Below are 26,956 nucleotides of genomic sequence, written 5' to 3'. Positions count from 1 at the left end.
AGCCGGACCCGGCTGGACCGGCCGTCGTGGCCGGAGCGGTCAGAGCCATCCACAGCATCAGGGAGCCCCTGTATGAAGACGATTGACGAACTCCTCTCGGACGGCGTCGCGGGCAAGCGCGTCTTCGTCCGCGCCGACCTCAACGTGCCGCTGTCCGGCACCACCATCACCGACGACGGCCGCATCCGGGCCGTCCTGCCCACGGTCGAGGCGCTGGCCGCGGCGGGTGCCCGCGTGATCGTCGCCTCGCACCTGGGCCGCCCCAAGGGCGCCCCCGACCCCGCCTTCTCCCTCGCCCCCGCCGCCGCCCGCCTCGGTGAACTCCTCGGCGCCCAGGTCGCCTTCGCGAAGGACACGGTCGGCGAGTCCGCAGAGTCCACCGTCGCCGGCCTCGCCGACGGACAGGTCGCGGTCCTGGAGAACCTGCGCTTCAACGCCGGGGAGACGGCCAAGGACGACGCCGAGCGCGCCGCCTTCGCCGACAAGCTCGCCGGCCTCGCCGACACCTACGTCGGCGACGGCTTCGGCGCCGTGCACCGCAAGCACGCCTCGGTGTTCGACCTTCCGAAGCGGCTGCCGCACTACGCCGGTCATCTGATCGCCACCGAGGTCGGCGTCCTGAAGAAGCTCACCGAGGACGTCAAGCGGCCCTATGTCGTCGCGCTCGGCGGCGCCAAGGTCTCCGACAAGCTCGCCGTGATCGACCAGCTCCTCGGCAAGGCCGACCGCCTGCTCATCGGCGGCGGCATGGCATACACCTTCCTCAAGGCCAAGGGGTACGACATCGGCTCCTCCCTGCTGCAGGAGGACCAGCTCCCGGCCGTCACCGAGTACCTGGAGCGCGCCGAGAAGCAGGGCGTCGAGCTGGTGCTCCCGGTGGACGTCGTGGTCGGCCCCGGGTTCCCGGACCTCAAGGCCCAGGCGCCCACCGAGCACACGGTCGTCGACGCGGACAAGATGCCCGAAGGCCAGATGGGCCTGGACATCGGCCCCAGGAGCGGCGAACTGTACGCCGCGAAGCTCGACGACGCCGGGACCGTCTTCTGGAACGGTCCCATGGGCGTCTTCGAGCACCCCGACTACGCCGAGGGCACCAAGGCGGTCGCCCAGGCCCTCGTCGACTCCCAGGGCTTCAGCGTGGTCGGCGGCGGGGACTCCGCGGCCGCCGTGCGCACCCTGGGCTTCGACGAGAACGCATTCGGCCACATCTCGACCGGCGGCGGCGCCTCCCTCGAATACCTCGAGGGCAAGACGCTCCCCGGCCTCGCCGCACTGGAGGACTGACCCCGTATGACCACTCGCACGCCGCTGATGGCGGGCAACTGGAAGATGAACCTCAACCACCTCGAGGCCATCGCGCACGTCCAGAAGCTCGTCTTCGCCCTGGCCGACAAGGACTACGACGCCGTGGAGGTCGCCGTCCTGCCCCCCTTCACCGACCTGCGTTCGGTGCAGACCATGGTCGAGGGTGACAACCTCAAGATCAAATACGGTGCCCAGGACATCTCCGCGCACGACTCCGGCGCCTACACCGGCGAGATCTCCGGCCCGCTGCTCGCCAAGCTGAAGTGCGCCTACGTGGCCGTCGGCCACTCCGAGCGCCGGCAGTACCACGCCGAGACCGACGAGATCGTCAACGCCAAGGTGAAGGCGGCCTTCAAGCACGGCCTCACCCCGATCCTGTGCGTGGGCGAGGAACTGGACGTCCGCGAGGCGGGCAACCATGTCGCGCACACGCTCGCCCAGGTCGAGGGCGGTCTCGAGGACGTCCCCGCCGAGCAGGCCGGCACCGTCGTCATCGCCTACGAGCCCGTGTGGGCCATCGGTACCGGCAAGGTCTGCGGCGCCGACGACGCTCAGGAGGTGTGCGCCGCGATCCGGTCCAAGCTGGCCGAGCTGTACTCGCAGGAGCTGGCCGACCAGGTCCGCATCCAGTACGGCGGCTCCGTGAAGTCGGGCAACGTCGCCGAGATCATGGCGAAGCCCGACATCGACGGCGCGCTGGTCGGCGGTGCCTCGCTGGACGCCGAGGAATTCGTCAAGATCGTGCGCTTCCGCGACCAGTGAGTACGCCGTAGCGGCGATCCGTCGTACCCTTGCGGGGGCCAGTGGTGGGGCCGTGTGCCGCACACCACCGGCCCCCGTCGTCGATTCGCATCCGAGGAAGTTGGTCCAGCCGTGGTTCTGGGGTTCTCAATCGCCCTGATCGTGTTCAGCCTGCTGCTGATGCTGCTGGTGCTGATGCACAAGGGGAAGGGCGGCGGTCTCTCCGACATGTTCGGTGGCGGCATGCAGTCGTCGGTCGGCGGCTCCTCGGTCGCCGAGCGCAACCTGGACCGCATCACCGTGGTGGTCGGTCTGTGTTGGTTCGCGTGCATTGTCGTGCTCGCTCTGGTCATCAAGAGCAATCACTAGTCCGGAGCCAAGGGTCAGCCCTTGGGACGCGGCCTATCATGGGGTTGCGTTCCGGGCCGGGGGGTAACTCCCCTCACTGGACGCGCGTTGGGCCTTACGTAGACTGAGGCGCTCGCAGCGAAGCGGAACGCCGACTCGCTTCGCGGCACCATCACGCAGGGAGTTACGACCGTGGCAAGTGGCAACGCGATCCGAGGAAGCCGGGTCGGGGCTGGGCCGATGGGCGAGGCCGAGCGCGGCGAGTCCGCCCCGCGTCTGCGCATCTCCTTCTGGTGCTCCAACGGGCACGAGACGCAGCCGAGCTTCGCCAGCGACGCGCAGGTCCCCGACACGTGGGACTGCCCGCGCTGCGGCTTCCCCGCAGGACAGGACCGGGACAACCCGCCGGCCCCCCCGCGCACGGAACCGTACAAGACGCACCTCGCCTACGTACGGGAGCGGCGCAGCGACGCGGACGGCGAGGCGATCCTCGCCGAGGCGCTCGCCAAACTGCGCGGCGAGATCTAGAGCGACGAGACGGCCAGGCATCCGGCGGGTGCCTGGCCGGAGCCTTTTGCGCGGGCGAACGACGGCCGGGCCATGTTCGGCTGCCGCCTTCGCACGCATGCGTCGAGCGCGGTGGCCGGGCTCCGCCGTACCTTCCGTCGTGCCGGTGCCGGTGTTGCTTCCTGTCCTCCTGAGACCCTCCTCCTCCTGCGTCTCCCCGCGCTGATCAATTAGGTTGGGACCGGCAGCGGGGCAAGGCACGCACAGGCAAGGCAAGGAAGAAGGCGGAAGTCCGAGATGAACGCAGACAGCCGTACCCGGCTCGACCGCACCCCCGAGTGGTCCGCGCTGGCCACGCACCGCGAGGAACTGGCCAGCACCCACCTGCGGGAGCTGTTCGAGGCCGACCCCGCACGCGGCACCGGTTACACCCTCCAGGTCGGCGACCTGTATGTCGACTACTCCAAGCAGCTCGTCACCGACGAGACCCTCCGGCTGCTGCGCGAGCTGGCCGCCGCCACCGACGTGTTCGGGCTGCGGGACGCGATGTTCCGCGGTGAGCGCGTCAACACCACCGAGAACCGGGCCGTCCTGCACACCGCGCTGCGCGCCCCGCGCGACGCGGTGATCGAGGTGGACGGCGAGAACGTCGTGCCCGCCGTGCACGAAGTCCTGGACCGGATGGCCGACTTCGCCGGGCGGGTCCGCTCCGGGGAGTGGACCGGGCACACCGGCCGGCGCATCCGGAACGTCGTCAACATCGGCATCGGCGGCTCCGACCTGGGCCCCGCGATGGCCTACGAGGCGCTGCGCGCCTTCACCGACCGCGGCCTCACGGTCCGCTTCGTCTCCAACGTGGACGGCGCCGACCTGCACGAGGCCACCCGCGACCTGGACGCCGCCGAGACGCTGTTCATCATCGCCTCCAAGACGTTCACCACCATCGAGACCATCACCAACGCCACCTCCGCCCGCAACTGGCTGCTGGGTGAGCTGAAGGCCGGTCAGGACGCCGTCGCCAAGCACTTCGTGGCGCTGTCGACGAACGCGGAGAAGGTCGCCGACTTCGGCATCGACACGGCCAACATGTTCGAGTTCTGGGACTGGGTCGGCGGCCGCTACTCCTACGACTCGGCGATCGGCCTGTCGCTCGTGATCGCGATCGGCCCCGACCGGTTCCGCGAGATGCTCGACGGCTTCCACGTGATCGACGAGCACTTCCGCACCGCACCCCCCGAGTCCAACGTGCCGTTGCTGCTGGGCCTGCTGGGGATCTGGTACGGCAACTTCCACGACGCGCAGTCGCACGCCGTGCTGCCGTACTCGCACTACCTGTCGAGGTTCACGGCCTACCTCCAGCAGCTCGACATGGAGTCCAACGGCAAGTCCGTGGACCGGGACGGGCGGCCGGTGGAGTGGGAGACGGGGCCGGTGGTGTGGGGCACGCCCGGCACCAACGGGCAGCACGCCTATTACCAGTTGATCCACCAGGGCACCAAGCTCATCCCGGCGGACTTCATCGGCTTCGCCGAGCCGGTGGCGGAGCTGGGCGAGGAGCTGAGGGCGCAGCACGACCTGCTGATGGCGAACTTCTTCGCGCAGACGCAGGCGCTGGCGTTCGGGAAGACGGCGGAGGAGGTGCGGGCGGAGGGGGTACCGGAGGAGCAGGTGGCGCCACGGACGTTCCACGGCAACCACCCCACGACGACGATCCTCGCGCGGGAACTCACGCCGTCGGTCCTCGGCCAGCTCGTCGCGCTCTACGAGCACAAGGTGTTCGTGCAGGGCGCGGTGTGGAACATCGACTCGTTCGACCAGTGGGGGGTCGAGCTGGGGAAGGTCCTGGCGAAGCGGGTGGAGCCGGCGTTGACGGAGGGGGCGGACGTGCCGGGGCTGGATGCGTCCAGTCGTGCGCTGGTCGCCAAGTACCGGGCGCTGCGCGGGCGGTAGGGCTTTTTCTCGCTCCCGCCGCCCCTACCCTTCCCGTCCCCGGGGGGGCTCCGGCCCCCCGGGCCCCCGGAAAGATCGCGCCCACGCGGCGGAGCCGCATATCGACACAGCCCCGTGCCCCTTTTCAGGGGCACGGGGAACCGCGCAATCTCCGTACGGCGCCTACGCCGACGCCGGGGGGTACAGGGAGCGGGGGAGTCGGGAGGCCGCGGGCTCGTCCAGGAGCCACAGGGTGCGGGCCGTGCCGTACGCCCCGGCCGCCGGCGCCTGGATCTCGCCCGCGCCCGACAGCGCGATCCTCACCGCGCCCGCCTTGTCGTCCCCCGCCGCCAGCAGCCACACCTCACGCGCCGCCCGGATCGCCGGCAGCGTCAGCGAGACCCGCGTCGGCGGCGGCTTCGGCGCCCCGTGCACGCCGACCACCGTCCGCTCCGTCTCCCGCACCGCCGGCAACTCCGGGAACAGCGAGGCGACATGCGTGTCGGGGCCGACCCCCAGCATCAGCACGTCGAAGGCCGGCACCCCACCGTGGTCCTCGGGCCCGGCGGCCTTGGCCAGTTCCGCCGCGTACCCCTCGGCCGCCGCCTCCGCGTCGGAGCCGTACGGCCCGTCGGAGGCGGGCATGGCGTGCACCCGCTCCGGATCCAGCGGCACCGCGTCGAGGAGCGCCTCGCGCGCCTGGGTGACGTTGCGCTCGGGGTCGCCCTCGGGGAGGAACCGCTCGTCGCCCCACCACAGGTCCAGCCGCCCCCAGTCGATCGCGTCCCGGGCGGGCGCGGCGGCGAGCGCGGCCAGCAGGCCGTTGCCGTTGCGCCCGCCGGTCAGCACGATCGAGGCGGAACCGCGGGAGGCCTGGGCGTCGACGACCTTGGTGATCAGCCGGGCCGCGGCGGCCTGGGCCATCAGGTCCTTGTCGCGGTGGACGACGAGCTGAGGCGCGTTCACTTCGCGGCCGCCTCCTTCTCGCCGGAGGGCCCGGCGGAGGCATCCGCCGACGCGTCTCGGGCGGCCTTCCCGGCCGCCTTCGCCGCCGCCCACGCGGCGTCCGCCGCGCCCGCGTTGCCCGCGTGCAGCCGTTCCACCCCGAACCGCAGCGCGGACGCGTACGTGTCGTCCGGGTCGAGCCGGCGCAGCTCCTCCGCGATCAGCTCGGCGGTGTCGCGCCGCTTGAGCGCGACCGCCCGCTCCGGCTGTCCCTCGATGGTGAGGGTGGCCAGCCGGCCGTCGGCGCGGTCCAGGGTGATCGGGCCGCAGTCGGTGGACATCCGGACTGCGGTGAGGCCGGGGCCACCGGACGACGAGCGCCGCACCGGCACGTCCAGCCGGTCCGCGAGCCACATCGCCAGCAGCTCGCAGCTCGGGTTGGACTCCTCGCCCTCCACCTCGACCGCCTGCACCTCGCAGGCGACCTGGTCCAGGGCCGCCGCCAGCATGGAGCGCCAGGGCGTGATCCGGGTCCAGGACAGGTCGGTGTCGCCGGGTGTGTAGGAGCCGGCGCGGGCGGTCAGCTCGCGGACCGGCTCCTCGGCGGCGTAGGTGTCGGTGACCCGGCGCTGGGCGAGCGCGCCGAGCGGGTCGCGGGCCGGGTCCAGCGGCGCGTTGACCGGCCACCAGACGACGACGGGCGCGTCCGGCAGCAGCAGCGGCAGCACCACGGACTGGGCGTGGTCGGCGACCTCGCCGTACAGCCGCAGCACCACCGTCTCGCCGGTGCCCGCCTCCGCGCCGAGCCGGACCTCCGCGTCCAGCCGGGACGTGGTGCGGTCCCGGAGCGAGCGGGAGACCCGCTTGACGACGACCAGCGTGCGCGAGGGGTGCTCGTGCGCGGCCTCGCCGGCGGCCTTCAGCGCGTCGTAGGCGTTCTCCTCGTCGGTGACGATGACGAGGGTGAGCACCAGTCCGACCGCCGGGGTGCCGATGGCGCGGCGGCCCTGCACCAGCGCCTTGTTGATCTTGCTGGCCGTGGTGTCGGTGAGATCGATCTTCATGGCCGGCGCCAGCTCCGTCCGTCTCGCTCCAGCATCTGATCGGCCTCGGCCGGCCCCCACGTGCCCGACGCGTACTGCGCGGGCGTGCCGTGGGTGTCCCAGTACCGCTCGATCGGGTCGAGGATCTTCCAGGACAGTTCGACCTCCTCCGTGCGCGGGAAGAGGTTGGCGTCGCCGAGCAGGACGTCCAGGATGAGCCGCTCGTAGGCCTCCGGGCTGGACTCGGTGAAGGACTCGCCGTAGGCGAAGTCCATGGACACGTCCCGGATCTCCATCGACGTGCCCGGCACCTTGGAACCGAAGCGGACCGTGACGCCCTCGTCCGGCTGGACCCGGATGACGATGGCGTTCGACCCGAGCTCCTCGGTGGCGGTGGTGTCGAAGGGGGAGTGCGGGGCCCGCTGGAAGACCACCGCGATCTCGGTGACCCGGCGGCCCAGCCGCTTGCCGGTGCGCAGGTAGAACGGGACACCCGCCCAGCGGCGGTTGTCGATGCCGAGCTTTATCGCCGCGTAGGTGTCGGTCTTCGACTTCGGGTCGATGCCCTCCTCCTGGAGGTAGCCGACCGCCTTCTCGCCGCCCTGCCAGCCCGCCGCGTACTGTCCGCGCACGGTGTCCTGGCCCAGGTCCCTGGGCAGCCGGACGGCGCCGAGCACCTTGGTCTTCTCCGCCGCCAGCGCGTCCGCGCCGAAGGAGGCGGGCTCCTCCATCGCGGTCAGCGCCATGAGCTGCAGCAGGTGGTTCTGGATGACGTCACGGGCGGCGCCGATGCCGTCGTAGTAGCCGGCCCGGCCGCCGATGCCGATGTCCTCGGCCATCGTGATCTGCACATGGTCCACGAAGGACCGGTTCCAGATCGGTTCGAACATCTGGTTGGCGAAGCGCAGCGCCAGGATGTTCTGGACGGTCTCCTTGCCCAGGTAGTGGTCGATCCGGAACACCTGGTCCGAACCGAACACCTCGTGCACGATCCGGTTGAGCTCCTCGGCGGAGGCGAGATCGTGCCCGAACGGCTTCTCGATCACCGCGCGCGGCGCCAGGAACCGCCGGACTGGTCGGCCAGCCCGTGCTTCTTGAGCTGCTGGATGACGACCGGGAACGACTTCGGCGGCACCGACAGATAGAAGGCGAAGTTGCCGCCCGTGCCCTGTGCCTTGTCCAGCTCCTCGATCGTGCCGCGCAGCCGCTCGAACGCCTCGTCGTCGTCGAACGTGCCCTGGACGAACCGCATGCCCTGGACGAGCTGCTGCCAGACCTCCTCGCGGAAGGGAGTGCGTGCGTGTTCCTTCACCGCGTCGTGCACGACCTGCGCGAAGTCCTCGTGCTCCCACTCGCGGCGGGCGAAGCCCACCAGGGAGAACCCCGGCGGCAGCAGGCCGCGGTTGGCCAGATCGTAGACGGCGGGCATCAGCTTCTTGCGCGACAGATCCCCCGTGACGCCGAAAATGACCAGGCCCGACGGCCCCGCGATACGCGGGAGCCGTCGGTCCGCGGCGTCACGGAGCGGGTTGGCTCCGTGTGCGGTCAAGGGGTCAGCCCTCCGAAGGGGCGAGGCGCTTGAGCTCCGCCTCGGTCGACTTGAGCAGGTCGTTCCAGGCCGCCTCGAACTTGTCGACGCCTTCCGTCTCCAGGAGCTCGACCACCTCGTCGTACGAGATGCCGATCTTCTCGAGCGCGTCGATGTCGGCGCGGGCCTGCTCGTAGGTACCGGACACCGCGTCGCCGCGGATCTCGCCGCTCTCCTCGGTGGCCTGCAGCGTGGCCTCCGGCATGGTGTTCACCGTGTTCGGCGCGACCAGCTCGTCGACGTACAGCGTCGCCTTGTACGCCTTGTCCTTGACGCCGGTGGACGCCCACAGCGGACGCTGCTTGCGGGCGCCCGCCCTCTCCAGGGCCGCCCAGCGGTCGGAGGAGAAGATCTCCTCGTACGCCTGGTAGGCGAGCCGGGCGTTGGCCAGACCGGCCTTGCCGCGCAGCGCCTTGGCCTCGTCGGTGCCCTGCGCGTCGATCCGCTTGTCGATCTCGGTGTCCACGCGGGAGACGAAGAAGGACGCCACGGAACGGATCTGCGACAGGTCCAGGCCGCGCTCCTTGGCCTTCTCCAGGCCGGACAGGTAGGCGTCCATCACCTCGCGGTAGCGCTCCAGCGAGAAGATCAGCGTGACGTTGACGCTGATGCCCAGGCCCAGCGTCTCGGTGATCGCCGGGATGCCCGCGCGGGTGGCCGGGATCTTGATGAGCGTGTTGGGACGGTCCACCAGCCAGGCGAGCTGCTTGGCCTCGGCCACCGTCGCCTTGGTGTTGTGGGCCAGGCGCGGGTCGACCTCGATGGAGACCCGGCCGTCCTGGCCGTCGGTGGCGTCGAAGACCGGGCGCAGGATGTCGGCGGCGTCCCGGACGTCCGCCGTCGTGATCATGCGGATGGCCTCTTCGACCGTGACCTTGCGGAACGCGAGGTCGGAGAGCTGCTGGTCGTAGCCGTCGCCCTGCGAGATGGCCTTCTGGAAGATCGACGGGTTGGTGGTGACGCCCACTACGTGCTGCTGGTCGATCAGCTCGGCGAGGTTGCCGGACGTGATCCGCTTGCGCGACAGGTCGTCCAGCCAGATCGCCACGCCTTCCTCGGAGAGGCGCTTGAGTGCGTCTGTCATGGAAATTGCATCTCCTACGTGTCGTATATGAGCGTCAGCGCCGGGCGGCGGCGAGTGATTCCCGAGCCTGGTCGGCCACGTTCTCGGCAGTGAAGCCGAACTCGCGGAAGAGGACCTTGGCGTCGGCGGACGCGCCGAAGTGCTCCAGCGAGACGATGCGGCCGGCGTCCCCGACGTACTTGTGCCAGGTCAGTCCGATCCCCGCCTCCACGGCGACCCTGGCCTTCACGGACGGGGGCAGCACCGATTCCCGGTACCCCTGGTCCTGCTCCTCGAACCACTCCACCGACGGCATGGACACCACCCGGGTCGGAACACCTTCCGACTGAAGCCGTTCCCGCGCCTCGACCGCTACATGCACCTCGGAGCCGGTCGCGATGAGAATGACCTCGGGCGTGCCGCCGTCGGCCTCGAACAGGACGTAACCGCCCTTCACCGTGTCCTCGTTGGCCTCGTACGTCGGCACGCCCTGCCGGGTCAGCGCCAGGCCGTGCGGGGCGCCCTTGCCGAACTCCTTGGTCCACCGGCGCAGGATCTCCGCCCAGGCGAGCGCGGTCTCGTTGGCGTCCGCCGGGCGTACGACGTTGAGACCGGGGATCGCGCGCAGCGAGGCGAGGTGCTCGACCGGCTGGTGGGTGGGGCCGTCCTCGCCCAGACCGATGGAGTCGTGCGTCCACACGTACGTCACCGGCAGGTGCATCAGCGCCGACAGGCGCACGGCGTTGCGCATGTAGTCGGAGAACACGAGGAACGTGCCGCCGTAGACGCGGGTGTTGCCGTGCAGCGTGATGCCGTTCATCTCCGCGGCCATGGAGTGCTCGCGGATGCCGAAGTGGATCGTGCGGCCGTAAGGGTCCGCCTCCGGCAGGTGGTTGCCCTTGGGCAGGAACGAGCTGGTCTTGTCGATCGTGGTGTTGTTCGACCCCGCGAGGTCGGCGGAACCGCCCCACAGTTCCGGGATCACCGCGCCGAGCGCCTGGAGCACCTTGCCGGAGGCGGCACGCGTGGCGACGCCCTTGCCCGGCTCGAACACCGGGAGCTTGCTCTCCCAGCCGGCCGGGAGCTCGCCCGTGGCGATCCGGTCGTAGTCGGCGGCCCGCTCGGGGTTGGCCTCGCGCCAGGCCCGGTAGCCCTTGTCCCACGCGGCCTTCGCCTCGGCGCCCCGGTCCAGGGCCTTGCGGGTGTGCGCGAGGACCTCGTCGGCGACCTCGAAGCTCTTCTCCGGGTCGAAGCCCAGGACCCGCTTGGTGGCCGCGACCTCGTCCGCGCCGAGCGCCGAGCCGTGCGCGGCCTCGGTGTTCTGCGCGTGCGGGGCCGGCCAGGCGATGATCGAGCGCATCGCGATGAACGAGGGCCGGTCGGTGACCTGCTTGGCGGCCTGGACGGCGGCGAAGATCGCCTGCGGGTCCAGGTCGCCGTTCTCCTTGGGCTCCACCCGCTGCACGTGCCAGCCGTAGGCTTCGTACCGCCTGGCGGTGTCCTCGGAGACGGCGGTCTCCGTGTCGCCCTCGATCGAGATGTGGTTGTCGTCCCACAGCAGGATCAGGTTGCCCAGCTTCTGGTGACCGGCCAGCGAGGACGCCTCGGCCGAGATGCCCTCCTGCAGACAGCCGTCACCGGCGACGCAGTAGATGAAGTGGTCGAAGGGGGAGTCGCCCTGGGCGGCCTCCGGGTCGAACAGGCCGCGCTCGTAGCGGGCGGCCATCGCCATGCCGACGGCGTTGGCCACGCCCTGGCCCAGCGGACCGGTCGTGGTCTCCACGCCCGCCGTGTGGCCGTACTCCGGGTGGCCGGGGGTCTTCGAGCCCCAGGTCCGGAAGGACTTGAGGTCGTCCAGTTCCACACCGAAGCCGGCGAGGTAGAGCTGGATGTAGAGGGTCAGGGACGAGTGGCCGGCGGACAGCACGAAACGGTCGCGGCCCACCCAGTCGGTGTCCGCGGGGTCGTGCCGCATCACCTTCTGGAAGAGGGTGTAGGCGGCCGGTGCCAGGCTCATCGCCGTACCCGGATGGCCGTTTCCGACCTTCTGTACGGCATCGGCGGCCAGGACACGGGCGGTGTCCACGGCCCGCTGGTCCCACTCGGTCCACTCGAGGTCTGTGGTGGTCGGCTTGGTGCTCACCCTGGGTCAGGGCTCCTCTCCACATGTCGAATGCCGGTCACGCGGCGCGTACCGGCCGTGATGAGCCTACCCCTGGAGGTAGTGCGTTCTTTCGACTCGTCCCGGATGCCGGGACTGTCCCCGGAGCCCTTGCGGGGCCGGGCGATTCCCGCCCTTCGCCCCCTCCATACGGACCGCGTCACCCGAGTGCTCGACGCGGAGGTCGGGCGGGGTGCTCCGCACGGACACCCCCGCGCGGAGTGAAAGAGGGGCAACGTCTAAAGTGGCGTGGTACGCGCGAGTCCTTTACCCGCCATTGGTGCGGGTATGGCTCGCTTTGATGTCCATGTCAGGGGTGTGCGTGACGGCCGTCGAATCCCGACCAGCGGATGGGGGTACCACCCGCACCGTCGAGGCTGCGGGGGAACCGGGGACAGGCAGCAACCGTGGCCGGCGACCGTTCGGAGCCCGCGCGAAGGCGTTCTTGGCGCTGACCAAGCCGCGGATCATCGAGCTGCTGCTGATCACCACCGTCCCGGTGATGTTCCTCGCCCAGCAGGGTGTGCCGGACCTCAAGCTGGTCCTGCTCACCTGCCTCGGCGGCTATCTGTCCGCGGGCGGCGCCAACGCGCTGAACATGTACATCGACCGTGACATCGACGCCCTCATGGAGCGCACCTCGAAGCGGCCGCTGGTCACCGGCATCGTCCGGCCCTGGGAGTGCCTGGTCTTCGGCATCGGCCTCGCGGTCGTCTCGACGCTGCTCTTCGGCCTCACCGTCAACTGGCTCTCCGCCTGGCTGGCGCTCGGCGCACTCCTCTTCTACGTCGTCGTCTACACGATGATCCTCAAGCGGCGCACCTCGCAGAACATCGTGTGGGGCGGCATCGCGGGCTGCATGCCGGTGCTGATCGGCTGGTCCTCGGTCACCAATACGGTGTCCTACGCGCCGATCGTCCTCTTCCTGGTGATGTTCTTCTGGACGCCGCCGCACTACTGGCCGCTCTCCATGAAGGTCAAGGACGACTACGCCCGCGTGGGCGTGCCCATGCTCCCGGTCATCGCCTCCAACAAGGTGGTCGCCCGGCAGATCGTCCTCTACAGCTGGGTGATGGTCGGCGCGTCCCTGCTGCTCACCCCTCTCGGGTACACCGGCTGGTTCTACCTGGTGGTGGCCCTGGTGGCCGGCGGCATGTGGCTGTGGGAGGCGCACGCGCTGATGAACCGCGCGAAGGCGGGGGTCGCGGGCGCGAAGCTGAAGGAGATGCGTCTGTTCCACTGGAGCATCACCTATGTGTCGATCCTCTTCGTGGCGGTCGCGGTGGACCCCTTCCTGCGGTAGGCGGCCGCTGTTCCTGACGGCGACGGGCGGGCGCGTGGGCAAGACCACGGGCCCGCCCGTCGCCGTTGTCGCTACCCGCCGGTAGCATCCTGGCCATGGCAGACGACACGGCGAACGAGACGGCAGACGAGACCCAGCAGGACGGCGGCTCCACCGACGCCCGGCGCGCCGCCCGCGACGCCCGCCGGGCGAACCGGCTGGCCAAGGAGATCGGTGCCTTCGCCAAGGCGCACGGCGGCGCCGAGGGGCAGATCGCGTACCTCGGGCAGCGCGGCGCCCGCATCGTCCTCGTCGGCGCGGACGGCGGCTGGGGAGACCTCGTCGCGCCGACGCACGCGCTCGCCGAGCGGGCGGTGACGGCGGCCGGCCTCACCGTGCGGGAGGCGTTCGACGGCGAACTCGCGGGCCGGGTGCGCACCGGCCGCTACGAGTGGTCGCGCATGGCCGGGATCCAGGTGGGCGGGCCCCGCAACGGCCCCCGCAACGGCTGACGTCGGACGCGGGCGCCCCGCCGCCTCCGCGACGTGCCCGTGGGGGCGTACTCGCGGGGCGTGCCCGTGGTGGGCGCCCCCGGCACGGAGCGCACCCGTCCGGGCCCCTCGGCCGTTAGGACCTCAAGAGGAACGGTCCAGTCGCCGGGGGAGCCCGCATGATCGAAACGCCGTCACTGGTGGACCAGCACTGCCACGGCGTCCTCCGCACCGAGCTGGGCCTCGGCACCTTCGAGGCCCAGCTCGCCCGTACCGAGGGTCCGCCCGCCGCCGGCACCACCCTCTTCGACACCCAGACGGGCTTCGCCGTCCGCCGCTGGTGCCCGCCCCTGCTCGGCCTGGAGCCGCACTGCCCTCCCGCCCGTTATCTCGCCCGGCGGCGCGAACTGGGCGCCCTCGAGGCCGGACGGCTGCTGCTGCGGGGCAGCGGCATCACCACCTACCTCGTCGACACCGGACTGCCGGGGGACCTCACCGGGCCCGGCGAGATGGCCCTGGCCGGGAACGCCGAGGCGCACGAGATCGTACGGCTCGAACCGCTCGCGGAGCAGGTCGCCGACACCTCCGGGACGGTGGAGTCCTTCCTCGCCGGCCTCGCCGAGGCCGTCCACGCCGCCGCCGAGCACGCGGTTGCGTTCACCTCGGCGACGGGGCTCCGGCACGGGCTGGCGCTCACTCCGGAGCCGCCCGGGCCCGGGGAGGTGCGCGGGGCCGCCGCACGCTGGCTCGGCGGGCGCGGGGTGGGGGACGCGCTGTCCGACCCGGTGCTGCTGCGGCACCTGCTGTGGATGGCGGTGGCCGCGGGACGGCCGCTGCAGTTGCACGCGGGGCTGGACGGGGCGGGGCCGGCCGCACGGGGCGTGGATCCCGGGCTGCTCGCGGAGTTCGCGCGGGCCACGGTGGGGCTCGGTACCGACCTGGTGCTGCTGCACGGCTACCCGTACCACCGGCAGGCCGCGCATCTCGCGGGGATCTTCCCGCACGTCTACGCCGACCTGGGGGCGGCGCTCGTGCGGACCGGGGCGCGGGCGGCGGCGGTCCTCGCGGAGGTGCTGGAACTGGCCCCGTTCGGGAAGCTGCTGTTCTCCAGCGGGGGGCGGGCGCTGCCCGAGCTGCACGTGGTGGGGGCGCGGTTGTTCCGGGAGGCGCTCGGGAGGGTGCTGGGGGCATGGGTGGGGGAGGGGGCGTGGGCGTGGGCGGACGCGGAACGGGTGGCGGGGTTGATCGCGGCGGGGAACGCGGTGCGGGTGTACGGCGTGGGGTGACCGAAGGGTTCCCCGCGACCCCTGACAGGGGCGCGGGGAACCGCGCGATCTTTTGGGGGTCAGGGGGCGGTCCCCCCGGGACGGAAAGGGCGGGGGCGGCGGGGGCGAGGAAGAAATCCGCGGGTTACGCGCTCGTGAGCGTCGTCGCCGTGCCGGCCGGCAGGTCGGCCGCGGCGGGTGGGCGCTCGCGGAGCGACAGGTGCACTCTCAGCACCCCCACCCACATCACCGCGGACCCCAGCATGTGCGCCCCCACCAGGGCCTCGGGAAGATTCGTGAAGTACTGGACGTAACCGACCACGCCCTGGCACAGCAGTACGACGAACAGCTCCCGGGTCCGCGCCAGCGGACCCCGCGGCGCGTCGACCGCCTTCAGCACGAACCACAACGCGAACGTCAGCGTCACCACGATCCACGCCAGCACCGCGTGCAGCTTGCTGACCGTCTCCCAGTCCAGTGGCATCCGCTTCACGTCGCTGGAGTCCCCCGCGTGCGGCCCCGCCCCGGTCACCACCGTGCCCACCGCGAGCAGCACCACCGACGCGACGACCAGGAACCAGACGAGCTGCCGCACCGCCGCGCCGACCAGCGGCCGGGGCGCCCCGTCACCCTCCCGGGTGCGCTGCCACATCACGGTGGCCACCCCGATGAGCGCCGAGGTCAGCAGGTAGTGCGCCGCGACCGTGTACGGGTTGAGGCCGACCAGGACCACGATGCCGCCGAGCACCGCGTTGCCCATGACGATCCAGAACTGCGCCCAGCCCAGCCGGGTCACGCTCCGCCGCCACGGCTTCTCGGCCCGCGCCGCGATGATCGCCCAGCCGACCGCCGCGCACAGCACGTACGTGAGCATGCGGTTGCCGAACTCGATCACACCGTGGAAGCCCATCGCACTGGTGGTGGTGAGCGAGTCGTCGGTGCACTTGGGCCAGGTGGGGCAGCCGAGCCCGGAGCCGGTGAGCCGTACCGCGCCACCGGTGACGACCAGCACGACCGTCATGGCGAGCGCGAAGAAGGCCGCCCGCCGGACGGTCCGCGGGGACGGCGTCCAGCGTGCGGCGATGAAGGCGAGCGGGTTGCGTACGGCCTGCACGGCCTCCGCGTGGGTCAGCTTGGGCACGGGCACCATGGTAGGCGGCTGCTTGTGCACGGTTTCACGAGGGGCGCCCTCACCGGGTGTGCCTCCTGTCACCCTCGCGGCCGGCTACTCCCAGCGGAAGAATCGCCCGGCCGCCGCGAGCCCCACGACCGCCCAGACGGCCAGGATCCCGAGATCGCCCCACGGCATCCCGGCACCGTCCCGCAGCACGTCCCGCAGCCCGTCCGAGAGCGCCGAGATCGGCAGCAGGGCGAGCACGTCCTGGACGGCGCCCGGGAACTTGTCCAGCGGGACGATCACGCCGCCGCCGACGAGCAGCAGCAGGAAGACCAGGTTGGCGGCGGCCAGGGTGGCCTCCGCCTTCAGCGTGCCCGCCATCAGCAGCCCGAGCCCGGAGAACGCGGCCGTGCCCAGCACCAGCAGGAGCAGCACCGCGCCCGGATCGCCGTGCGGCGACCAGCCGAGCGCGAGGGCGATCGCCGTCAGCAGGGCCACCTGGAGCGCCTCGGTCACCAGTACGGACAGCGTTTTGGCGGTCATCAGGGCCCAGCGGGGCAGCGGGGAGGCGGCGAGCCGCTTCAGGACGCCGTAACGCCGCTCGAAGCCGGTGGCGATGGCCTGCCCGGTGAAGGCCGTCGACATCACGGCGAGCGCCAGGATGCCGGGCGCCAGAAAGTCGACGGCCTCGCCCGCACCCGTGTCGACGATGTCGACGGAGGCGAACAGCACCAGCAGCAGCGTGGGGATGACGGCGGTCAGCAGCAACTGCTCGCCGTTGCGCAGCAGCATCTTCGTCTCGAGCACGGCCTGTGCCCCGATCATGCGCGGCAGCGGGGCCGCGCCGGGCTTCGGGGCGTAGGTGCCGGTGGCGGTGGTCACGAGCGCAGCTCCTTGCCGGTGAGCTCCAGGAAGACGTCTTCGAGGGTGTGCCGTTCGACCGAGATGCGGTCCGGCATCACCCCGGCCTGCGCGCACCAGGAGGTGACGGTGGCCAGCAGTTGCGGGTCGATCTTGCCGGCGACCCGGTAGGAGCCGGGCGTCAGCTCCGCGGCCGAGCAGTCGGCGGGCAGCGCCTTGAGCAGCGAGCCGACGTCGAGGCCCGGGCGGCCGGTGAAGCGCAGGGTGTTCTCCGCGCCGCCGCGGCACAGCTGTTCGGGGGAACCCTGGGCGACGACCCGGCCGCCGTCGACGATGGCCACGTCGTCGGAGAGTTGTTCGGCCTCGTCCATGTGGTGCGTGGTGAGGATGACGGAGACGCCGTCGGCGCGCAGGTCCCGGACGAGGTCCCAGGTGGCGCGGCGGGCCTGCGGATCCAGGCCGGCGGTGGGTTCGTCGAGGAAGACCAGCTCCGGGCGGCCGACGACAGCCATGGCGAGCGCGAGGCGCTGCTGCTGGCCGCCGGAGAGGCGCCGGTAGCTCGTACGGCCGCACGAGCCGAGGCCGAGCCGCTCGATCAGGGCGTCGACGTCCAGCGGGTGGGCGTGCAGTCTCGCGACGTGGCGCAGCATCTCCTCGGCGCGGGCGCCGGAGTAGACGCCGCCGGACTGGAGCATCACGCCGATCCGGGGGCGCAGCGCGGCGCCCTCGCGCACCGGGTCCAGGCCGAGGACGCGGACCGTCCCGGAGTCGGGTCTGCGATAGCCCTCGCAGGTCTCCACGGTGGTGGTCTTGCCCGCACCGTTGGGACCGAGTACGGCGGTGACGCCGGGGCGGGCCACGAGGTCGAGACCGTCGACGGCGGTCTTGGCGCCGTACCGCTTCACCAGGGCGCGCACCTGGACGACCGGGTCGCTTCGCATGAGGCGAAGTCTAGGTTCGTGCGGGGTGCGCTTCGCGCGGGGGTGGGGGGAGGGGTTGACCTCTGGCTCCGGTCGCCTTCCGGGTCGGGGGGAGCTGTGGTTCGGCGGGTGCGGGTCGCGTTGTGGCTCGTCGCGCGGTTCCCCGCGCCCCTGGAAGCAGGCGGCACCCCCGCTTTCAAGGAGCGCGGGGAACCGCGCGAACGGCCCCCGCCGGTCCGCTCCCGGGCACGCACCCACAACACCCCGCACTGTTTCCCCAGGTCGAATTAGGCAGGCCTAAGTGATCCAGCCCACCACCCGCCCGGAGGGCCCTCGCTTGCCCGGGCCCGGCGAATTACGCAACAATGGCGTTGTGAAATACGTCGGCGAGGCTCCGCAGGAGGAACTCGCGACCGGTGAGCGGTCCACCCGCAACCGCGTCGCGCGCTCCATCCTGGACCACGGCCCCTCGACCGTCGCCGAGCTGGCCGGCCGCCTCGGCCTCACCCAGGCCGCCGTGCGCCGCCACCTCGACGCGCTGGTCTCGGACAACGTCGTGGAGGCCCGTGAGCGTCGGGTCTACGGCGCGCGCACCCGGGGCCGTCCCGCCAAGGTGTTCGCCCTGACCGACTGCGGCCGGGACGCCTTCGACCAGTCCTACGACCAGCTCGCCGCGGACGCGCTCCGGTTCATCCGGGAGCGCTTCGGCGGCGACGAGGCGGTCGTCGCCTTCGCCCGCGCCCGGATCGCCGAGCAGGCGGCCGCGTACCGCGCGGCGATCGAGGCCGCCGGCCCCGAGGAGCGGACCGAGGCCCTGGCCAGGGCGCTGAGCGCGGACGGGTACGCTGCCACCGCACGCAGTGCGCCCCTCCCGCAGCACGGCGAGCAACTCTGCCAGCACCACTGCCCGGTCGCCCACGTCGCGGAACAGTTCCCGCAGCTCTGCGAGGCGGAAACAGAAGTGTTCTCGCAACTGTTGGGTACACACGTGCAGCGACTGGCGACCATCGCGCACGGCGACGGCGTCTGCACGACGTTCATCCCCAAGATTTCTCACCAAGCAACCGCACGCACGGCCGGGAGGAACCCCGCATGACGCTCCCCACGGAGACTGCTCACCCCGAACTCGAGGGCCTGGGCAAGTACGAATACGGCTGGGCCGACTCCGACACGGCCGGCGCCTCTGCGAAGCGCGGTATCAACGAGGACGTCGTCCGCGACATCTCGGCGAAGAAGTCCGAGCCGGAGTGGATGACGAAGCTGCGTCTGAAGGGCCTGCGACTGTTCGAGAAGAAGCCCATGCCGAACTGGGGCTCGGACCTGTCGGGCATCGACTTCGACAACATCAAGTACTTCGTGCGCTCCACGGAGAAGCAGGCGGAGTCCTGGGACGACCTGCCCGAGGACATCAAGAACACCTACGACAAGCTCGGCATCCCGGAGGCGGAGAAGCAGCGCCTGGTCGCCGGTGTCGCCGCGCAGTACGAGTCGGAGGTCGTCTACCACCAGATCCGCGAGGACCTGGAGGAGCAGGGCGTCATCTTCCTGGACACCGACACGGCGCTGAAGGAGCACCCCGAGCTCTTCAAGGAGTACTTCGGGACCGTCATCCCCGTCGGCGACAACAAGTTCGCCTCGCTGAACAGCGCGGTGTGGTCCGGCGGCTCCTTCATCTACGTGCCGAAGGGCGTGCACGTCGAGATCCCGCTCCAGGCCTACTTCCGTATCAACACGGAGAACATGGGCCAGTTCGAGCGGACCCTGATCATCGTCGACGAGGGTGCCTACGTGCACTACGTCGAGGGCTGCACGGCGCCGATCTACAAGTCGGACTCGCTGCACAGCGCGGTCGTCGAGATCATCGTCAAGAAGAACGCCCGTTGCCGTTACACGACCATCCAGAACTGGTCGAACAACGTGTACAACCTGGTCACCAAGCGCGCCGTCGCCTACGAGGGCGCCACCATGGAGTGGGTCGACGGCAACATCGGCTCCAAGGTGACGATGAAGTACCCCGCCGTGTACCTGATGGGCGAGCACGCCAAGGGCGAGACCCTCTCCATCGCCTTCGCGGGCGAGGGCCAGCACCAGGACGCGGGCGCCAAGATGGTCCACATGGCCCCGAACACGTCGTCCAACATCGTGTCGAAGTCCGTGGCCCGCGGCGGCGGCCGCACCTCCTACCGCGGCCTCATCGAGATCGGCGAGGGCGCCTCCGGCTCCAAGTCGAACGTGCTGTGCGACGCCCTGCTCGTCGACACCATCTCCCGCTCCGACACATACCCGTACGTCGACGTCCGTGAGGACGACGTGTCCATGGGGCACGAGGCGACCGTCTCCAAGGTCTCCGAGGACCAGCTCTTCTACCTGATGAGCCGCGGCCTGACCGAGTTCGAGGCGATGGCGATGATCGTGCGCGGCTTCGTCGAGCCGATCGCCAAGGAACTGCCGATGGAGTACGCGCTGGAGCTCAACCGGCTGATCGAGCTGCAGATGGAGGGCGCGGTCGGCTGATCCGCCGCCCCCGCGCACAGCCGCCGGCCCGCCCTTCCGGGCGGGCCGCGGAAAACGACAACACGCAGGAAGAGAGCACGACGACAGCCATGGCCGAGGCCCACAACAACCCGGTGGGATCCACCACCGCCGGTTCGATCGCGGTGGCCGCCGAGTCGACCGTCGCCACGCGCATGAGCGCGCCGCCGTCCTTCGACGTCGCGGATTTCCCCGTCCCGCACGGCCGTGAGGAGGAGTGGCGCTTCACCCCCCTCGAACGCCTGCGCGGGCTGCACGACGGCACCGCCGTCGCCGACGGCTCGATCAAGGCGGAGATCTCCGTACCCGACGGCGTGCGCGTCGAGACCGTCGCGCGGGACGACGCCCGGCTCGGCCGGGCCGGAGCCCCCGTCGACCGGGTCGCGGCCCAGGCCTACTCCGCCTTCGAGAAGGCGACGATCGTCACCGTGCCCAAGGAGACCGTGCTGACCGAACCGGTCCGCCTGGCCCTGCACGGCGAGGGCGGCGTGACCTACGGGCACACCGTCTTCGAACTCGGCGCCTTCGCCGAGGCCACCGTCGTCATCGACCACACCGGCGACACCGTGCGCGCGGCGGGCGTCGAGTACGTCGTCGGGGACGGCGCGAAGCTCACCGTCGTCACCGTCATGGACTGGGACCACACCGCCGTCCACGCCTCCCAGCAGGGCGCCCTGGTGGGCCGGGACGCGTCCTTCCGGCACATCGTGGTCACCTTCGGCGGAGACCTGGTGCGCATCCACCCGCGTGTCAGTTACGCCGGCACCGGCGGCGAGGCCGAGCTGATCGGCCTGTACTTCACCGACAAGGGCCAGCACCACGAGCACCGCCTCCTGGTCGACCACAACACCCCGCACTGCAAGTCCAACGTCGTGTACAAGGGCGCCCTCCAGGGCGAGGCCGCGCACGCCGTGTGGATCGGTGACGTGCTCATCGAGGCCAGGGCCGAGGGCACCGACACCTACGAGATGAACCGCAACCTGGTCCTCACCGACGGCGCCCGCGTCGACTCGGTGCCGAACCTGGAGATCGAGACCGGCGAGATCGTCGGCGCCGGCCACGCCTCCGCCACCGGCCGCTTCGACGACGAGCAGCTCTTCTACCTGATGTCCCGCGGCATCCCCGAGATCGACGCCCGCCGGCTGGTCGTGCGGGGCTTCTTCGCCGAGCTCGTGCAGCAGATCGGTGTCCCGGACATCGAGGAGCGCCTGCTCGCGAAGATCGAGGAGGAGCTGGAGGCGTCGGTCGCATGACCTTCGTACGCGCCTGCGGACTGAGCGAGCTGGAGGAGGACACCCCCAAGCGGGTGGAACTCGACGGCACGCCCGTCTCCCTCGTGCACACCGAGGGCGAGGTGTTCGCGATCCACGACATCTGCTCGCACGCCAACGTCTCGCTCTCCGAGGGCGAGGTCGACGACTGCCACATCGAGTGCTGGCTGCACGGCTCGCGCTTCGACCTCCGTTCCGGAAAGCCCGACAGTCTTCCGGCGACCCGTCCCGTCCCCGTATACCCCGTAAAGATCGAAGGGGACGACGTGCTCGTCTCCCTCACCCAGGAGTCCTGAGGCACCCATGGCAACGCTTGAAATCCGAGACCTGCACGTCACCGTCGAGGCCGACAACGCCACGAAGGAGATCCTCAAGGGCGTCGACCTCACCGTGAAGCAGGGCGAGACGCACGCCATCATGGGCCCCAACGGCTCCGGCAAGTCGACCCTCGCCTACTCCCTCGCGGGTCACCCCAAGTACACGATCACCGGTGGCACCGTCACCCTCGACGGCGAGGACGTCCTGGAGATGTCCGCCGACGAGCGCGCCCGCGCCGGCCTCTTCCTCGCCATGCAGTACCCGGTCGAGGTCCCCGGAGTCTCCGTCTCCAACTTCCTGCGCACCTCCGCCACCGCCGTCCGCGGCGAGGCCCCCAAGCTGCGCACCTGGGTCAAGGAGGTCAAGGAGGCCATGGAGCGCCTCCACATGGACTCCTCCTTCGCCGAGCGCAACGTCAACGAGGGCTTCTCCGGCGGTGAGAAGAAGCGCCACGAGATCCTCCAGCTCGAACTGCTCAAGCCGAAGGTCGCCATCCTCGACGAGACCGACTCCGGCCTCGACGTGGACGCCCTGCGCATCGTCTCCGAGGGCGTCAACCGCGTCCGCGAGACCGGCGAGGTCGGCACCCTGCTGATCACGCACTACACGCGCATCCTGCGCTACATCAAGCCCGACTTCGTACACGTCTTCTCCGCGGGCCGCATCGTCGAGTCCGGCGGCGCCGAACTCGCCGACAAGCTGGAGGAAGAGGGCTACGAGGCATACACGAAGGGTGGCGTATCAGCGTGACGCAGCTGCCGGGCCTCCTCACCGAGTCCGATCTTCTTGGCGAGGCGCTCCGCAAGGACTTCCCGATCCTGGACCGCCAGGTCCACGACGGGCGCAGGCTCGTCTACCTCGACAACGCGGCCACCTCGCAAACCCCGCGCCAGGTGATCGACGCCCTGGACGAGTACTACGAGCAGCACAACGCCAACGTCCACCGGGGTGTGCACGTGCTCGCCGAGGAGGCCACGGCGCTGTACGAGGGCGCGCGCGACAAGGTCGCCGCGTTCATCAACGCCCCGAGCCGCGACGAGGTGATCTTCACCAAGAACGCCTCCGAGTCGCTCAACCTCGTGGCCAACATGCTCGGCTGGGCCGACGAGCCCTACCGGGTCGACCACGAGACCGAGATCGTCATCACGGAGATGGAGCACCACTCCAACATCGTGCCGTGGCAGCTGCTCGCGCAGCGCACGGGCGCGAAGCTGAAGTGGTTCGGGCTGACCGACGACGGCCGGCTCGACCTCTCCCGCATCGACGAGATCATCACCGAGAAGACGAAGATCGTCTCCTTCGTGCTGGTCTCGAACATCCTCGGCACGCTCAACCCGGTCGAGGCGATAGTCCGGCGCGCCCAGGAGGTCGGCGCCCTGGTCTGCGTCGACGCCTCCCAGGCCGCCCCGCACATGCCCCTGGACGTCCAGGCCCTCCAGGCCGACTTCGTGGCCTTCACCGGCCACAAGATGTGCGGTCCGACCGGCATCGGTGTGCTGTGGGGCCGCCAGGAGCTGCTGGAGGACCTGCCTCCGTTCCTCGGCGGTGGCGAGATGATCGAGACGGTGTCGATGCACTCCTCGACCTACGCCCCCGCCCCGCACAAGTTCGAGGCGGGCACCCCGCCGATCGCCCAGGCGGTCGGCCTCGGCGCGGCGATCGACTACCTGAACTCGATCGGCATGGACAAGGTCCTCGCCCACGAGCACGCACTGACCGAGTACGCGGTCAAGCGGCTGCTCGAGGTCCCCGACCTGCGGATCATCGGCCCCACCACGGCCGAGGACCGCGGCGCCGCGATCTCGTTCACGCTGGGTGACATCCACCCGCACGACGTGGGCCAGGTCCTCGACGAGCAGGGCATCGCGGTACGTGTCGGCCACCACTGCGCGCGCCCCGTCTGCCTGCGGTACGGAATTCCCGCGACCACGCGAGCGTCGTTCTATCTGTACTCCACACCGGGTGAGGTCGACGCGCTGATCGACGGTCTGGAGCACGTACGGAACTTCTTCGGATGAAGGGCTGAGGCGTGAAGCTGGACTCGATGTACCAGGAAGTCATCCTCGACCACTACAAGAACCCGCACGGCCGGGGCTTGCGGGACGGCGACGCCGAGGTGCACCACGTCAACCCGACGTGCGGTGACGAGATCACGCTGCGTGTGAAGTACGACGGCACCACCATCAGCGACGTCAGCTACGAGGGCCAGGGCTGTTCCATCAGCCAGGCCTCGGCCTCCGTGCTCAACGAGCTGCTCGTGGGCAAGGACGTCGCCGACGCGCAGCGGATCCAGGAGACCTTCCTGGAACTGATGCAGTCCAAGGGCAGGGTCGAGCCCGACGACGAGATGGAGGAGGTCCTGGAGGACGCGGTCGCGTTCGCCGGGGTCTCCAAGTACCCGGCGCGGGTCAAGTGCGCGCTTCTCAGCTGGATGGCGTGGAAGGACGCGACGGCCCAGGCCCTCCAGGACGCCGGCGCCCAACCCGGAAGGACAACGGCATGACCGACACCGTGGAGATGAAGCCGGCCTCGGAGGAGGAGCTCCGCGAGGCCCTGATGGACGTCGTCGACCCCGAACTGGGCATCGACGTCGTCAACCTCGGCCTCATCTACGGCATCCACGTCGACGACGCGAACATCGCTACCATCGACATGACCCTCACCTCGGCGGCCTGCCCGCTGACCGACGTCATCGAGGACCAGGCCAAGTCCGCCACGGACGGCCTCGTCAACGAGTTGCGCATCAACTGGGTCTGGATGCCGCCGTGGGGCCCCGACAAGATCACGGACGACGGCCGCGAGCAGTTGCGGGCGCTCGGCTTCAACGTCTGAGCGGACCTCGCGCGCGAGCGCGCTCCCTCGAACCCGACGGCCCCCGGCGCGGAATGCGCCGGGGGCCCTCGCGTCGGCGGGACCGGCGGCGTTCCCCGGCGCCGCGCGGGGCGGGCGCCGTACAGTCGCCCGCATGGGAACGGCGACGGCGACGGGATACGTGCTGCTCGGTGGCGCCATCGCGGCCGAGGTGACGGCCACGTCCGCGACGTGAGAACGCATGCCTCGTCACCCCGCCGGTTGGCCCGCGCCCGCCCGCTCCGGTTAGGTTGCCCTCATGACCGACACGACGACTCCCCGCTCCACCGGCGCCGCCGCCACCGGCCTCGCCACGCTCACCACCGACGGCACCGTTCTCGACACCTGGTTCCCCGCCCCCGAGCTCACCGAGGCCCCCGGCCCGGCCGGCACCGAGCGGCTGTCCGCCGAGCGTGCGGTGGAACTGCTCGGCGAGGGCGCCGCCAAGGCGATCGGCCCGGACGCCCGCCGCGGCGTCGAGGTCGTCGCGGTCCGCACGGTCATCGCCTCCCTGGACGACAAGCCGCTCGACGCACACGACGTCTATCTGCGCCTGCATCTCCTCTCCCACCGCCTGGTCAAGCCGCACGGCCTGAGTCTGGAGGGCCAGTTCGGCTTCCTCGCCAACGTCGCCTGGACCTCGCTCGGCCCGGTCGCCGTGGACGACGTCGAGAAGGTGCGGCTCAACGCCCGCGCCGAGGGCCTGCACCTCCAGGTGACCTCGGTCGACAAGTTCCCGCGCATGACGGACTACGTCGTGCCCAAGGGTGTCCGCATCGCCGACGCGGACCGGGTGCGCCTCGGTGCCCACCTCTCCGCGGGCACCACCGTCATGCACGAGGGCTTCGTCAACTTCAACGCCGGCACGCTCGGCACGTCGATGGTCGAGGGACGTATCTCCGCCGGCGTCGTCGTCGGCGACGGCTCGGACATCGGCGGTGGCGCCTCCACGATGGGCACGCTGTCCGGTGGCGGCAACGTGATCATCTCCCTGGGCGAGCGCTGCCTGGTCGGCGCCGAGGCGGGCGTCGGGATCGCGCTCGGCGACGAGTGCGTGGTCGAGGCAGGTCTGTACATCACCGCGGGGACCCGGGTCACGATGCCCGACGGGCAGATCGTCAAGGCCCGCGAGCTCTCCGGCGCCTCGAACATCCTCTTCCGCCGCAACTCGGTGACCGGCACGGTCGAGGCCCGCCCGAACAACGCGGTCTGGGGCGGCCTGAACGACGTCCTGCACTCGCACAACTGACGGTCCGCAGCCGTGGGGGTGGGCGGGGTCGGACCGCGCCCACCAGTCGGGATCAGACCGCGCCCGCCAGCCGGGTTCCGGCCCCGCCCGCCAGCCGCTCGTACACCGTCAGCAGCCCGTCGGCCGTCTCCCGGCCGGCGGGGCGCAGGGGAGGACGGACCGGGCCGGCGGGGAGGCCGAGGCGGGTCAGCAGGGCCTTCGCGGTGACCGTGCCCGGGAGGCCCGCCGCCATCATCGACTCGATCAGGTCGTTCACCGCGAGCTGGAGCCGGGCCGCACCGGCCGTGTCCCCGGCGTCGAAGGCGTCGAGGATCGCGCGGAACCGGCGCGGTACGACGTTGGCGACCGTGCTCACACAGCCGGCGCCGCCCACCGCGTACAGCGCCAGGGTCTGCTCGTCGCAGCCCGCGTAGTACGCCAACTCCGTGCGGTGCCGCACCTTCTGGGCACCCAGCAGGTCGTGGGAACAGTCCTTGACCGCCACGATCCGGGGGTGTCCGGCCAGCCGGAGCACCGTCTCCGGTTCGATCCGGGTGCCGGTGCGGGCCGGGATGTCGTACAGCATCACGGGCAGCGCGGTGGCGTCGGCGACCTCGCGCAAGTGGGCCTCGACGGCGTCCTGCGGGGGGCGGCTGTAGTACGGGGCGACGACCAGGAGGCCGTCCGCGCCCGCCTTCTCCGCCGCGCGGGCCAGGTTCACGGTGTGCGCGGTGTCGGCCGTGCCGACCCCCGCCACGAGCGTCGCGCGCCCGCCGACGACCTCCCGTACCGCCCGTACCAGTGCCGCCTTCTCCGCGTCCGTGGTGGTCGGTGACTCGCCCGTGGTGCCGGACAGCACCAGGCCCTCGCACCCCTCGTCCACCAGGCGCGCGGCCAGCTCCCGGGCGCCGTCGAGGTCGAGGGCGCCTCCGTCGGTGAAGGGGGTGACCATGGCGCACAGGGCGCGGCCGAAGGGGGCGGGGCGGGACGCGGAGGCGGGTGGGCCGGAGGGCGGGGTGAGTGGTGCGGTGGGTGTCATGTCGGCAGTGTTCACCGGGCGATCTCGTAGCACTACTTAATTCTTCTACGAGGCGTGGGTGAGGTTCGCTAATCGGTCGTGTGTCGCCGGGGGGCGCGGCCGGGAGGGTAGGGCCGTCGGACAGGGGTACTCGGGGCCTCCCCGAGACGAGA

At 70.9% G+C, this 26,956-nt stretch carries 25 protein-coding genes and 1 pseudogene; 17 read left to right on the top strand and 9 right to left on the bottom strand.

Features of this window, described 5'->3' with window-relative positions; all coding sequences use genetic code 11:
* The first annotated feature begins 72 nt into the window (after positions 1-72).
* From pgk to pgi, 5 genes are all read left to right on the top strand, one after another.
* On the top strand, positions 73-1,284 hold the full coding sequence (pgk, locus tag QFZ64_RS09010; protein WP_307064165.1) for a phosphoglycerate kinase: 1,212 nt from the start codon (positions 73-75) through the stop codon (positions 1,282-1,284).
* Positions 1,285-1,290: 6 nt separating this feature from the next.
* Positions 1,291-2,067, top strand: a complete 777-nt coding sequence (gene tpiA, locus QFZ64_RS09005; RefSeq protein WP_307064163.1) for a triose-phosphate isomerase — start codon at positions 1,291-1,293, stop codon at positions 2,065-2,067.
* Positions 2,068-2,178: 111 nt separating this feature from the next.
* Positions 2,179-2,415, top strand: a complete 237-nt coding sequence (secG, locus tag QFZ64_RS09000; RefSeq protein ID WP_307071623.1) for a preprotein translocase subunit SecG — start codon at positions 2,179-2,181, stop codon at positions 2,413-2,415.
* A gap of 171 nt (positions 2,416-2,586) precedes the next feature.
* The gene (locus QFZ64_RS08995) at positions 2,587-2,922 is read left to right on the top strand and encodes an RNA polymerase-binding protein RbpA (RefSeq protein ID WP_010352468.1); all 336 of its coding nucleotides are present in this window, start codon (positions 2,587-2,589) and stop codon (positions 2,920-2,922) included.
* 276 nt (positions 2,923-3,198) lie between these two features.
* Positions 3,199-4,851, top strand: coding sequence for a glucose-6-phosphate isomerase (gene pgi / locus QFZ64_RS08990; RefSeq protein WP_307064147.1), 1,653 nt, complete (start codon positions 3,199-3,201; stop codon positions 4,849-4,851).
* Positions 4,852-5,013: 162 nt separating this feature from the next.
* Here pgi and pgl read toward each other — a convergent pair whose 3' ends face one another.
* The 5 genes and pseudogenes from pgl to tkt all read right to left on the bottom strand — a co-directional run bounded on the left by pgl (position 5,014) and on the right by tkt (position 11,612).
* Complete coding sequence (pgl, locus tag QFZ64_RS08985; protein WP_307064145.1) at positions 5,014-5,796, bottom strand: 6-phosphogluconolactonase; 783 nt, start codon at positions 5,794-5,796, stop codon at positions 5,014-5,016.
* Positions 5,793-6,839 carry a glucose-6-phosphate dehydrogenase assembly protein OpcA gene (gene opcA / locus QFZ64_RS08980; protein ID WP_307064143.1) on the bottom strand — a complete coding sequence of 349 codons (1,047 nt, stop codon included), beginning with the start codon at positions 6,837-6,839 and terminating at the stop codon, positions 5,793-5,795. Before opcA ends, pgl begins: the two co-directional genes overlap by 4 nt.
* Positions 6,836-8,367: pseudogene (gene zwf, locus QFZ64_RS08975) on the bottom strand (glucose-6-phosphate dehydrogenase). The gene opcA and the pseudogene zwf overlap by 4 nt, the downstream one beginning before the upstream one ends.
* Before the next feature lie 4 nt (positions 8,368-8,371).
* Positions 8,372-9,490, bottom strand: coding sequence for a transaldolase (gene tal, locus QFZ64_RS08970; RefSeq protein WP_307064141.1), 1,119 nt, complete (start codon positions 9,488-9,490; stop codon positions 8,372-8,374).
* A 34-nt stretch (positions 9,491-9,524) separates the two neighbouring features.
* The gene (gene tkt, locus QFZ64_RS08965; RefSeq protein ID WP_307064139.1) at positions 9,525-11,612 is read right to left on the bottom strand and encodes a transketolase; all 2,088 of its coding nucleotides are present in this window, start codon (positions 11,610-11,612) and stop codon (positions 9,525-9,527) included.
* A gap of 319 nt (positions 11,613-11,931) precedes the next feature.
* Here tkt and QFZ64_RS08960 point away from each other — a divergent pair, with 319 nt between their 5' ends.
* The 3 genes from QFZ64_RS08960 to QFZ64_RS08950 all read left to right on the top strand — a co-directional run bounded on the left by QFZ64_RS08960 (position 11,932) and on the right by QFZ64_RS08950 (position 14,689).
* Positions 11,932-12,933: a heme o synthase gene (locus QFZ64_RS08960; RefSeq protein ID WP_307064137.1), complete on the top strand. Its 1,002-nt coding sequence runs from the start codon at positions 11,932-11,934 to the stop codon at positions 12,931-12,933.
* Positions 12,934-13,028: 95 nt separating this feature from the next.
* On the top strand, positions 13,029-13,424 hold the full coding sequence (locus QFZ64_RS08955; protein WP_307064135.1) for a hypothetical protein: 396 nt from the start codon (positions 13,029-13,031) through the stop codon (positions 13,422-13,424).
* 158 nt (positions 13,425-13,582) lie between these two features.
* Entirely contained in the window at positions 13,583-14,689 is a 1,107-nt protein-coding gene (locus QFZ64_RS08950; protein ID WP_307064134.1) for an amidohydrolase family protein, read from the top strand.
* Between the two features lie 124 nt (positions 14,690-14,813).
* Here the strand turns inward: QFZ64_RS08950 and QFZ64_RS08945 are convergent, their stop codons facing one another.
* The 3 genes from QFZ64_RS08945 to QFZ64_RS08935 form a co-directional block, all read right to left on the bottom strand.
* Entirely contained in the window at positions 14,814-15,818 is a 1,005-nt protein-coding gene (locus QFZ64_RS08945; protein WP_307064132.1) for a heme A synthase, read from the bottom strand.
* Between the two features lie 75 nt (positions 15,819-15,893).
* Positions 15,894-16,610 carry an ABC transporter permease gene (locus QFZ64_RS08940; protein WP_307071622.1) on the bottom strand — a complete coding sequence of 239 codons (717 nt, stop codon included), beginning with the start codon at positions 16,608-16,610 and terminating at the stop codon, positions 15,894-15,896.
* 53 nt (positions 16,611-16,663) lie between these two features.
* Entirely contained in the window at positions 16,664-17,587 is a 924-nt protein-coding gene (locus QFZ64_RS08935; protein ID WP_307064129.1) for an ABC transporter ATP-binding protein, read from the bottom strand.
* A 352-nt stretch (positions 17,588-17,939) separates the two neighbouring features.
* Between QFZ64_RS08935 and QFZ64_RS08930 the strand changes: the two genes are divergently transcribed.
* From QFZ64_RS08930 to dapD, 9 genes are all read left to right on the top strand, one after another.
* Entirely contained in the window at positions 17,940-18,662 is a 723-nt protein-coding gene (locus QFZ64_RS08930) for a metalloregulator ArsR/SmtB family transcription factor (RefSeq protein WP_307064127.1), read from the top strand.
* Positions 18,659-20,080, top strand: a complete 1,422-nt coding sequence (gene sufB / locus QFZ64_RS08925) for a Fe-S cluster assembly protein SufB (RefSeq protein WP_307064125.1) — start codon at positions 18,659-18,661, stop codon at positions 20,078-20,080. The genes QFZ64_RS08930 and sufB overlap by 4 nt, the downstream gene beginning before the upstream one ends.
* Before the next feature lie 89 nt (positions 20,081-20,169).
* On the top strand, positions 20,170-21,351 hold the full coding sequence (gene sufD / locus QFZ64_RS08920) for a Fe-S cluster assembly protein SufD (RefSeq protein WP_307064124.1): 1,182 nt from the start codon (positions 20,170-20,172) through the stop codon (positions 21,349-21,351).
* On the top strand, positions 21,348-21,665 hold the full coding sequence (locus QFZ64_RS08915; RefSeq protein WP_307064121.1) for a non-heme iron oxygenase ferredoxin subunit: 318 nt from the start codon (positions 21,348-21,350) through the stop codon (positions 21,663-21,665). The genes sufD and QFZ64_RS08915 overlap by 4 nt, the downstream gene beginning before the upstream one ends.
* A 7-nt stretch (positions 21,666-21,672) precedes the next feature.
* Positions 21,673-22,437: a Fe-S cluster assembly ATPase SufC gene (gene sufC, locus QFZ64_RS08910; protein ID WP_307064119.1), complete on the top strand. Its 765-nt coding sequence runs from the start codon at positions 21,673-21,675 to the stop codon at positions 22,435-22,437.
* On the top strand, positions 22,434-23,705 hold the full coding sequence (locus tag QFZ64_RS08905) for a cysteine desulfurase (protein WP_307064118.1): 1,272 nt from the start codon (positions 22,434-22,436) through the stop codon (positions 23,703-23,705). The genes sufC and QFZ64_RS08905 overlap by 4 nt, the downstream gene beginning before the upstream one ends.
* 11 nt (positions 23,706-23,716) lie before the next feature.
* Positions 23,717-24,190: a Fe-S cluster assembly sulfur transfer protein SufU gene (gene sufU / locus QFZ64_RS08900; RefSeq protein ID WP_307064115.1), complete on the top strand. Its 474-nt coding sequence runs from the start codon at positions 23,717-23,719 to the stop codon at positions 24,188-24,190.
* Positions 24,187-24,519, top strand: coding sequence for a metal-sulfur cluster assembly factor (locus QFZ64_RS08895; RefSeq protein ID WP_307064113.1), 333 nt, complete (start codon positions 24,187-24,189; stop codon positions 24,517-24,519). Before sufU ends, QFZ64_RS08895 begins: the two co-directional genes overlap by 4 nt.
* Positions 24,520-24,796: 277 nt before the next feature.
* Positions 24,797-25,786, top strand: coding sequence for a 2,3,4,5-tetrahydropyridine-2,6-dicarboxylate N-succinyltransferase (gene dapD / locus QFZ64_RS08890; RefSeq protein ID WP_307064111.1), 990 nt, complete (start codon positions 24,797-24,799; stop codon positions 25,784-25,786).
* Positions 25,787-25,838: 52 nt separating this feature from the next.
* Here the strand turns inward: dapD and dapA are convergent, their stop codons facing one another.
* Positions 25,839-26,804 carry a 4-hydroxy-tetrahydrodipicolinate synthase gene (gene dapA, locus QFZ64_RS08885; RefSeq protein ID WP_307064109.1) on the bottom strand — a complete coding sequence of 322 codons (966 nt, stop codon included), beginning with the start codon at positions 26,802-26,804 and terminating at the stop codon, positions 25,839-25,841.
* Between the last annotated feature and the right edge of the window lie 152 nt (positions 26,805-26,956).

The organism is Streptomyces sp. B3I8, assembly GCF_030816915.1.
In the GTDB taxonomy this organism is placed as follows: Bacteria; Actinomycetota; Actinomycetes; order Streptomycetales; family Streptomycetaceae; genus Streptomyces.
The sequence above is the reverse complement of the archived record's forward strand: the minus strand, read 5'-3'. Positions and strand labels throughout refer to the sequence as shown.

Excerpts from the sequence above, each read along its gene's own strand:
- pgk (WP_307064165.1), top strand. The coding sequence starts at position 73 with ATGAAGACGATTGACGAACTCCTCTCGGACGGCGTCGCGGGCAAGCGC.
- tpiA (WP_307064163.1), top strand. The coding sequence starts at position 1,291 with ATGACCACTCGCACGCCGCTGATGGCGGGCAACTGGAAGATGAACCTC.
- pgi (WP_307064147.1), top strand. The coding sequence starts at position 3,199 with ATGAACGCAGACAGCCGTACCCGGCTCGACCGCACCCCCGAGTGGTCC.
- opcA (WP_307064143.1), bottom strand. The coding sequence starts at position 6,839 with ATGAAGATCGATCTCACCGACACCACGGCCAGCAAGATCAACAAGGCG.
- tal (WP_307064141.1), bottom strand. The coding sequence starts at position 9,490 with ATGACAGACGCACTCAAGCGCCTCTCCGAGGAAGGCGTGGCGATCTGG.
- QFZ64_RS08960 (WP_307064137.1), top strand. The coding sequence starts at position 11,932 with ATGTCCATGTCAGGGGTGTGCGTGACGGCCGTCGAATCCCGACCAGCG.
- QFZ64_RS08955 (WP_307064135.1), top strand. The coding sequence starts at position 13,029 with ATGGCAGACGACACGGCGAACGAGACGGCAGACGAGACCCAGCAGGAC.
- QFZ64_RS08950 (WP_307064134.1), top strand. The coding sequence starts at position 13,583 with ATGATCGAAACGCCGTCACTGGTGGACCAGCACTGCCACGGCGTCCTC.
- QFZ64_RS08945 (WP_307064132.1), bottom strand. The coding sequence starts at position 15,818 with ATGGTGCCCGTGCCCAAGCTGACCCACGCGGAGGCCGTGCAGGCCGTA.
- QFZ64_RS08940 (WP_307071622.1), bottom strand. The coding sequence starts at position 16,610 with ATGATCGGGGCACAGGCCGTGCTCGAGACGAAGATGCTGCTGCGCAAC.
- QFZ64_RS08935 (WP_307064129.1), bottom strand. The coding sequence starts at position 17,587 with ATGCGAAGCGACCCGGTCGTCCAGGTGCGCGCCCTGGTGAAGCGGTAC.
- sufB (WP_307064125.1), top strand. The coding sequence starts at position 18,659 with ATGACGCTCCCCACGGAGACTGCTCACCCCGAACTCGAGGGCCTGGGC.
- sufD (WP_307064124.1), top strand. The coding sequence starts at position 20,170 with ATGGCCGAGGCCCACAACAACCCGGTGGGATCCACCACCGCCGGTTCG.
- QFZ64_RS08915 (WP_307064121.1), top strand. The coding sequence starts at position 21,348 with ATGACCTTCGTACGCGCCTGCGGACTGAGCGAGCTGGAGGAGGACACC.
- sufC (WP_307064119.1), top strand. The coding sequence starts at position 21,673 with ATGGCAACGCTTGAAATCCGAGACCTGCACGTCACCGTCGAGGCCGAC.
- QFZ64_RS08895 (WP_307064113.1), top strand. The coding sequence starts at position 24,187 with ATGACCGACACCGTGGAGATGAAGCCGGCCTCGGAGGAGGAGCTCCGC.
- dapD (WP_307064111.1), top strand. The coding sequence starts at position 24,797 with ATGACCGACACGACGACTCCCCGCTCCACCGGCGCCGCCGCCACCGGC.
- dapA (WP_307064109.1), bottom strand. The coding sequence starts at position 26,804 with ATGACACCCACCGCACCACTCACCCCGCCCTCCGGCCCACCCGCCTCC.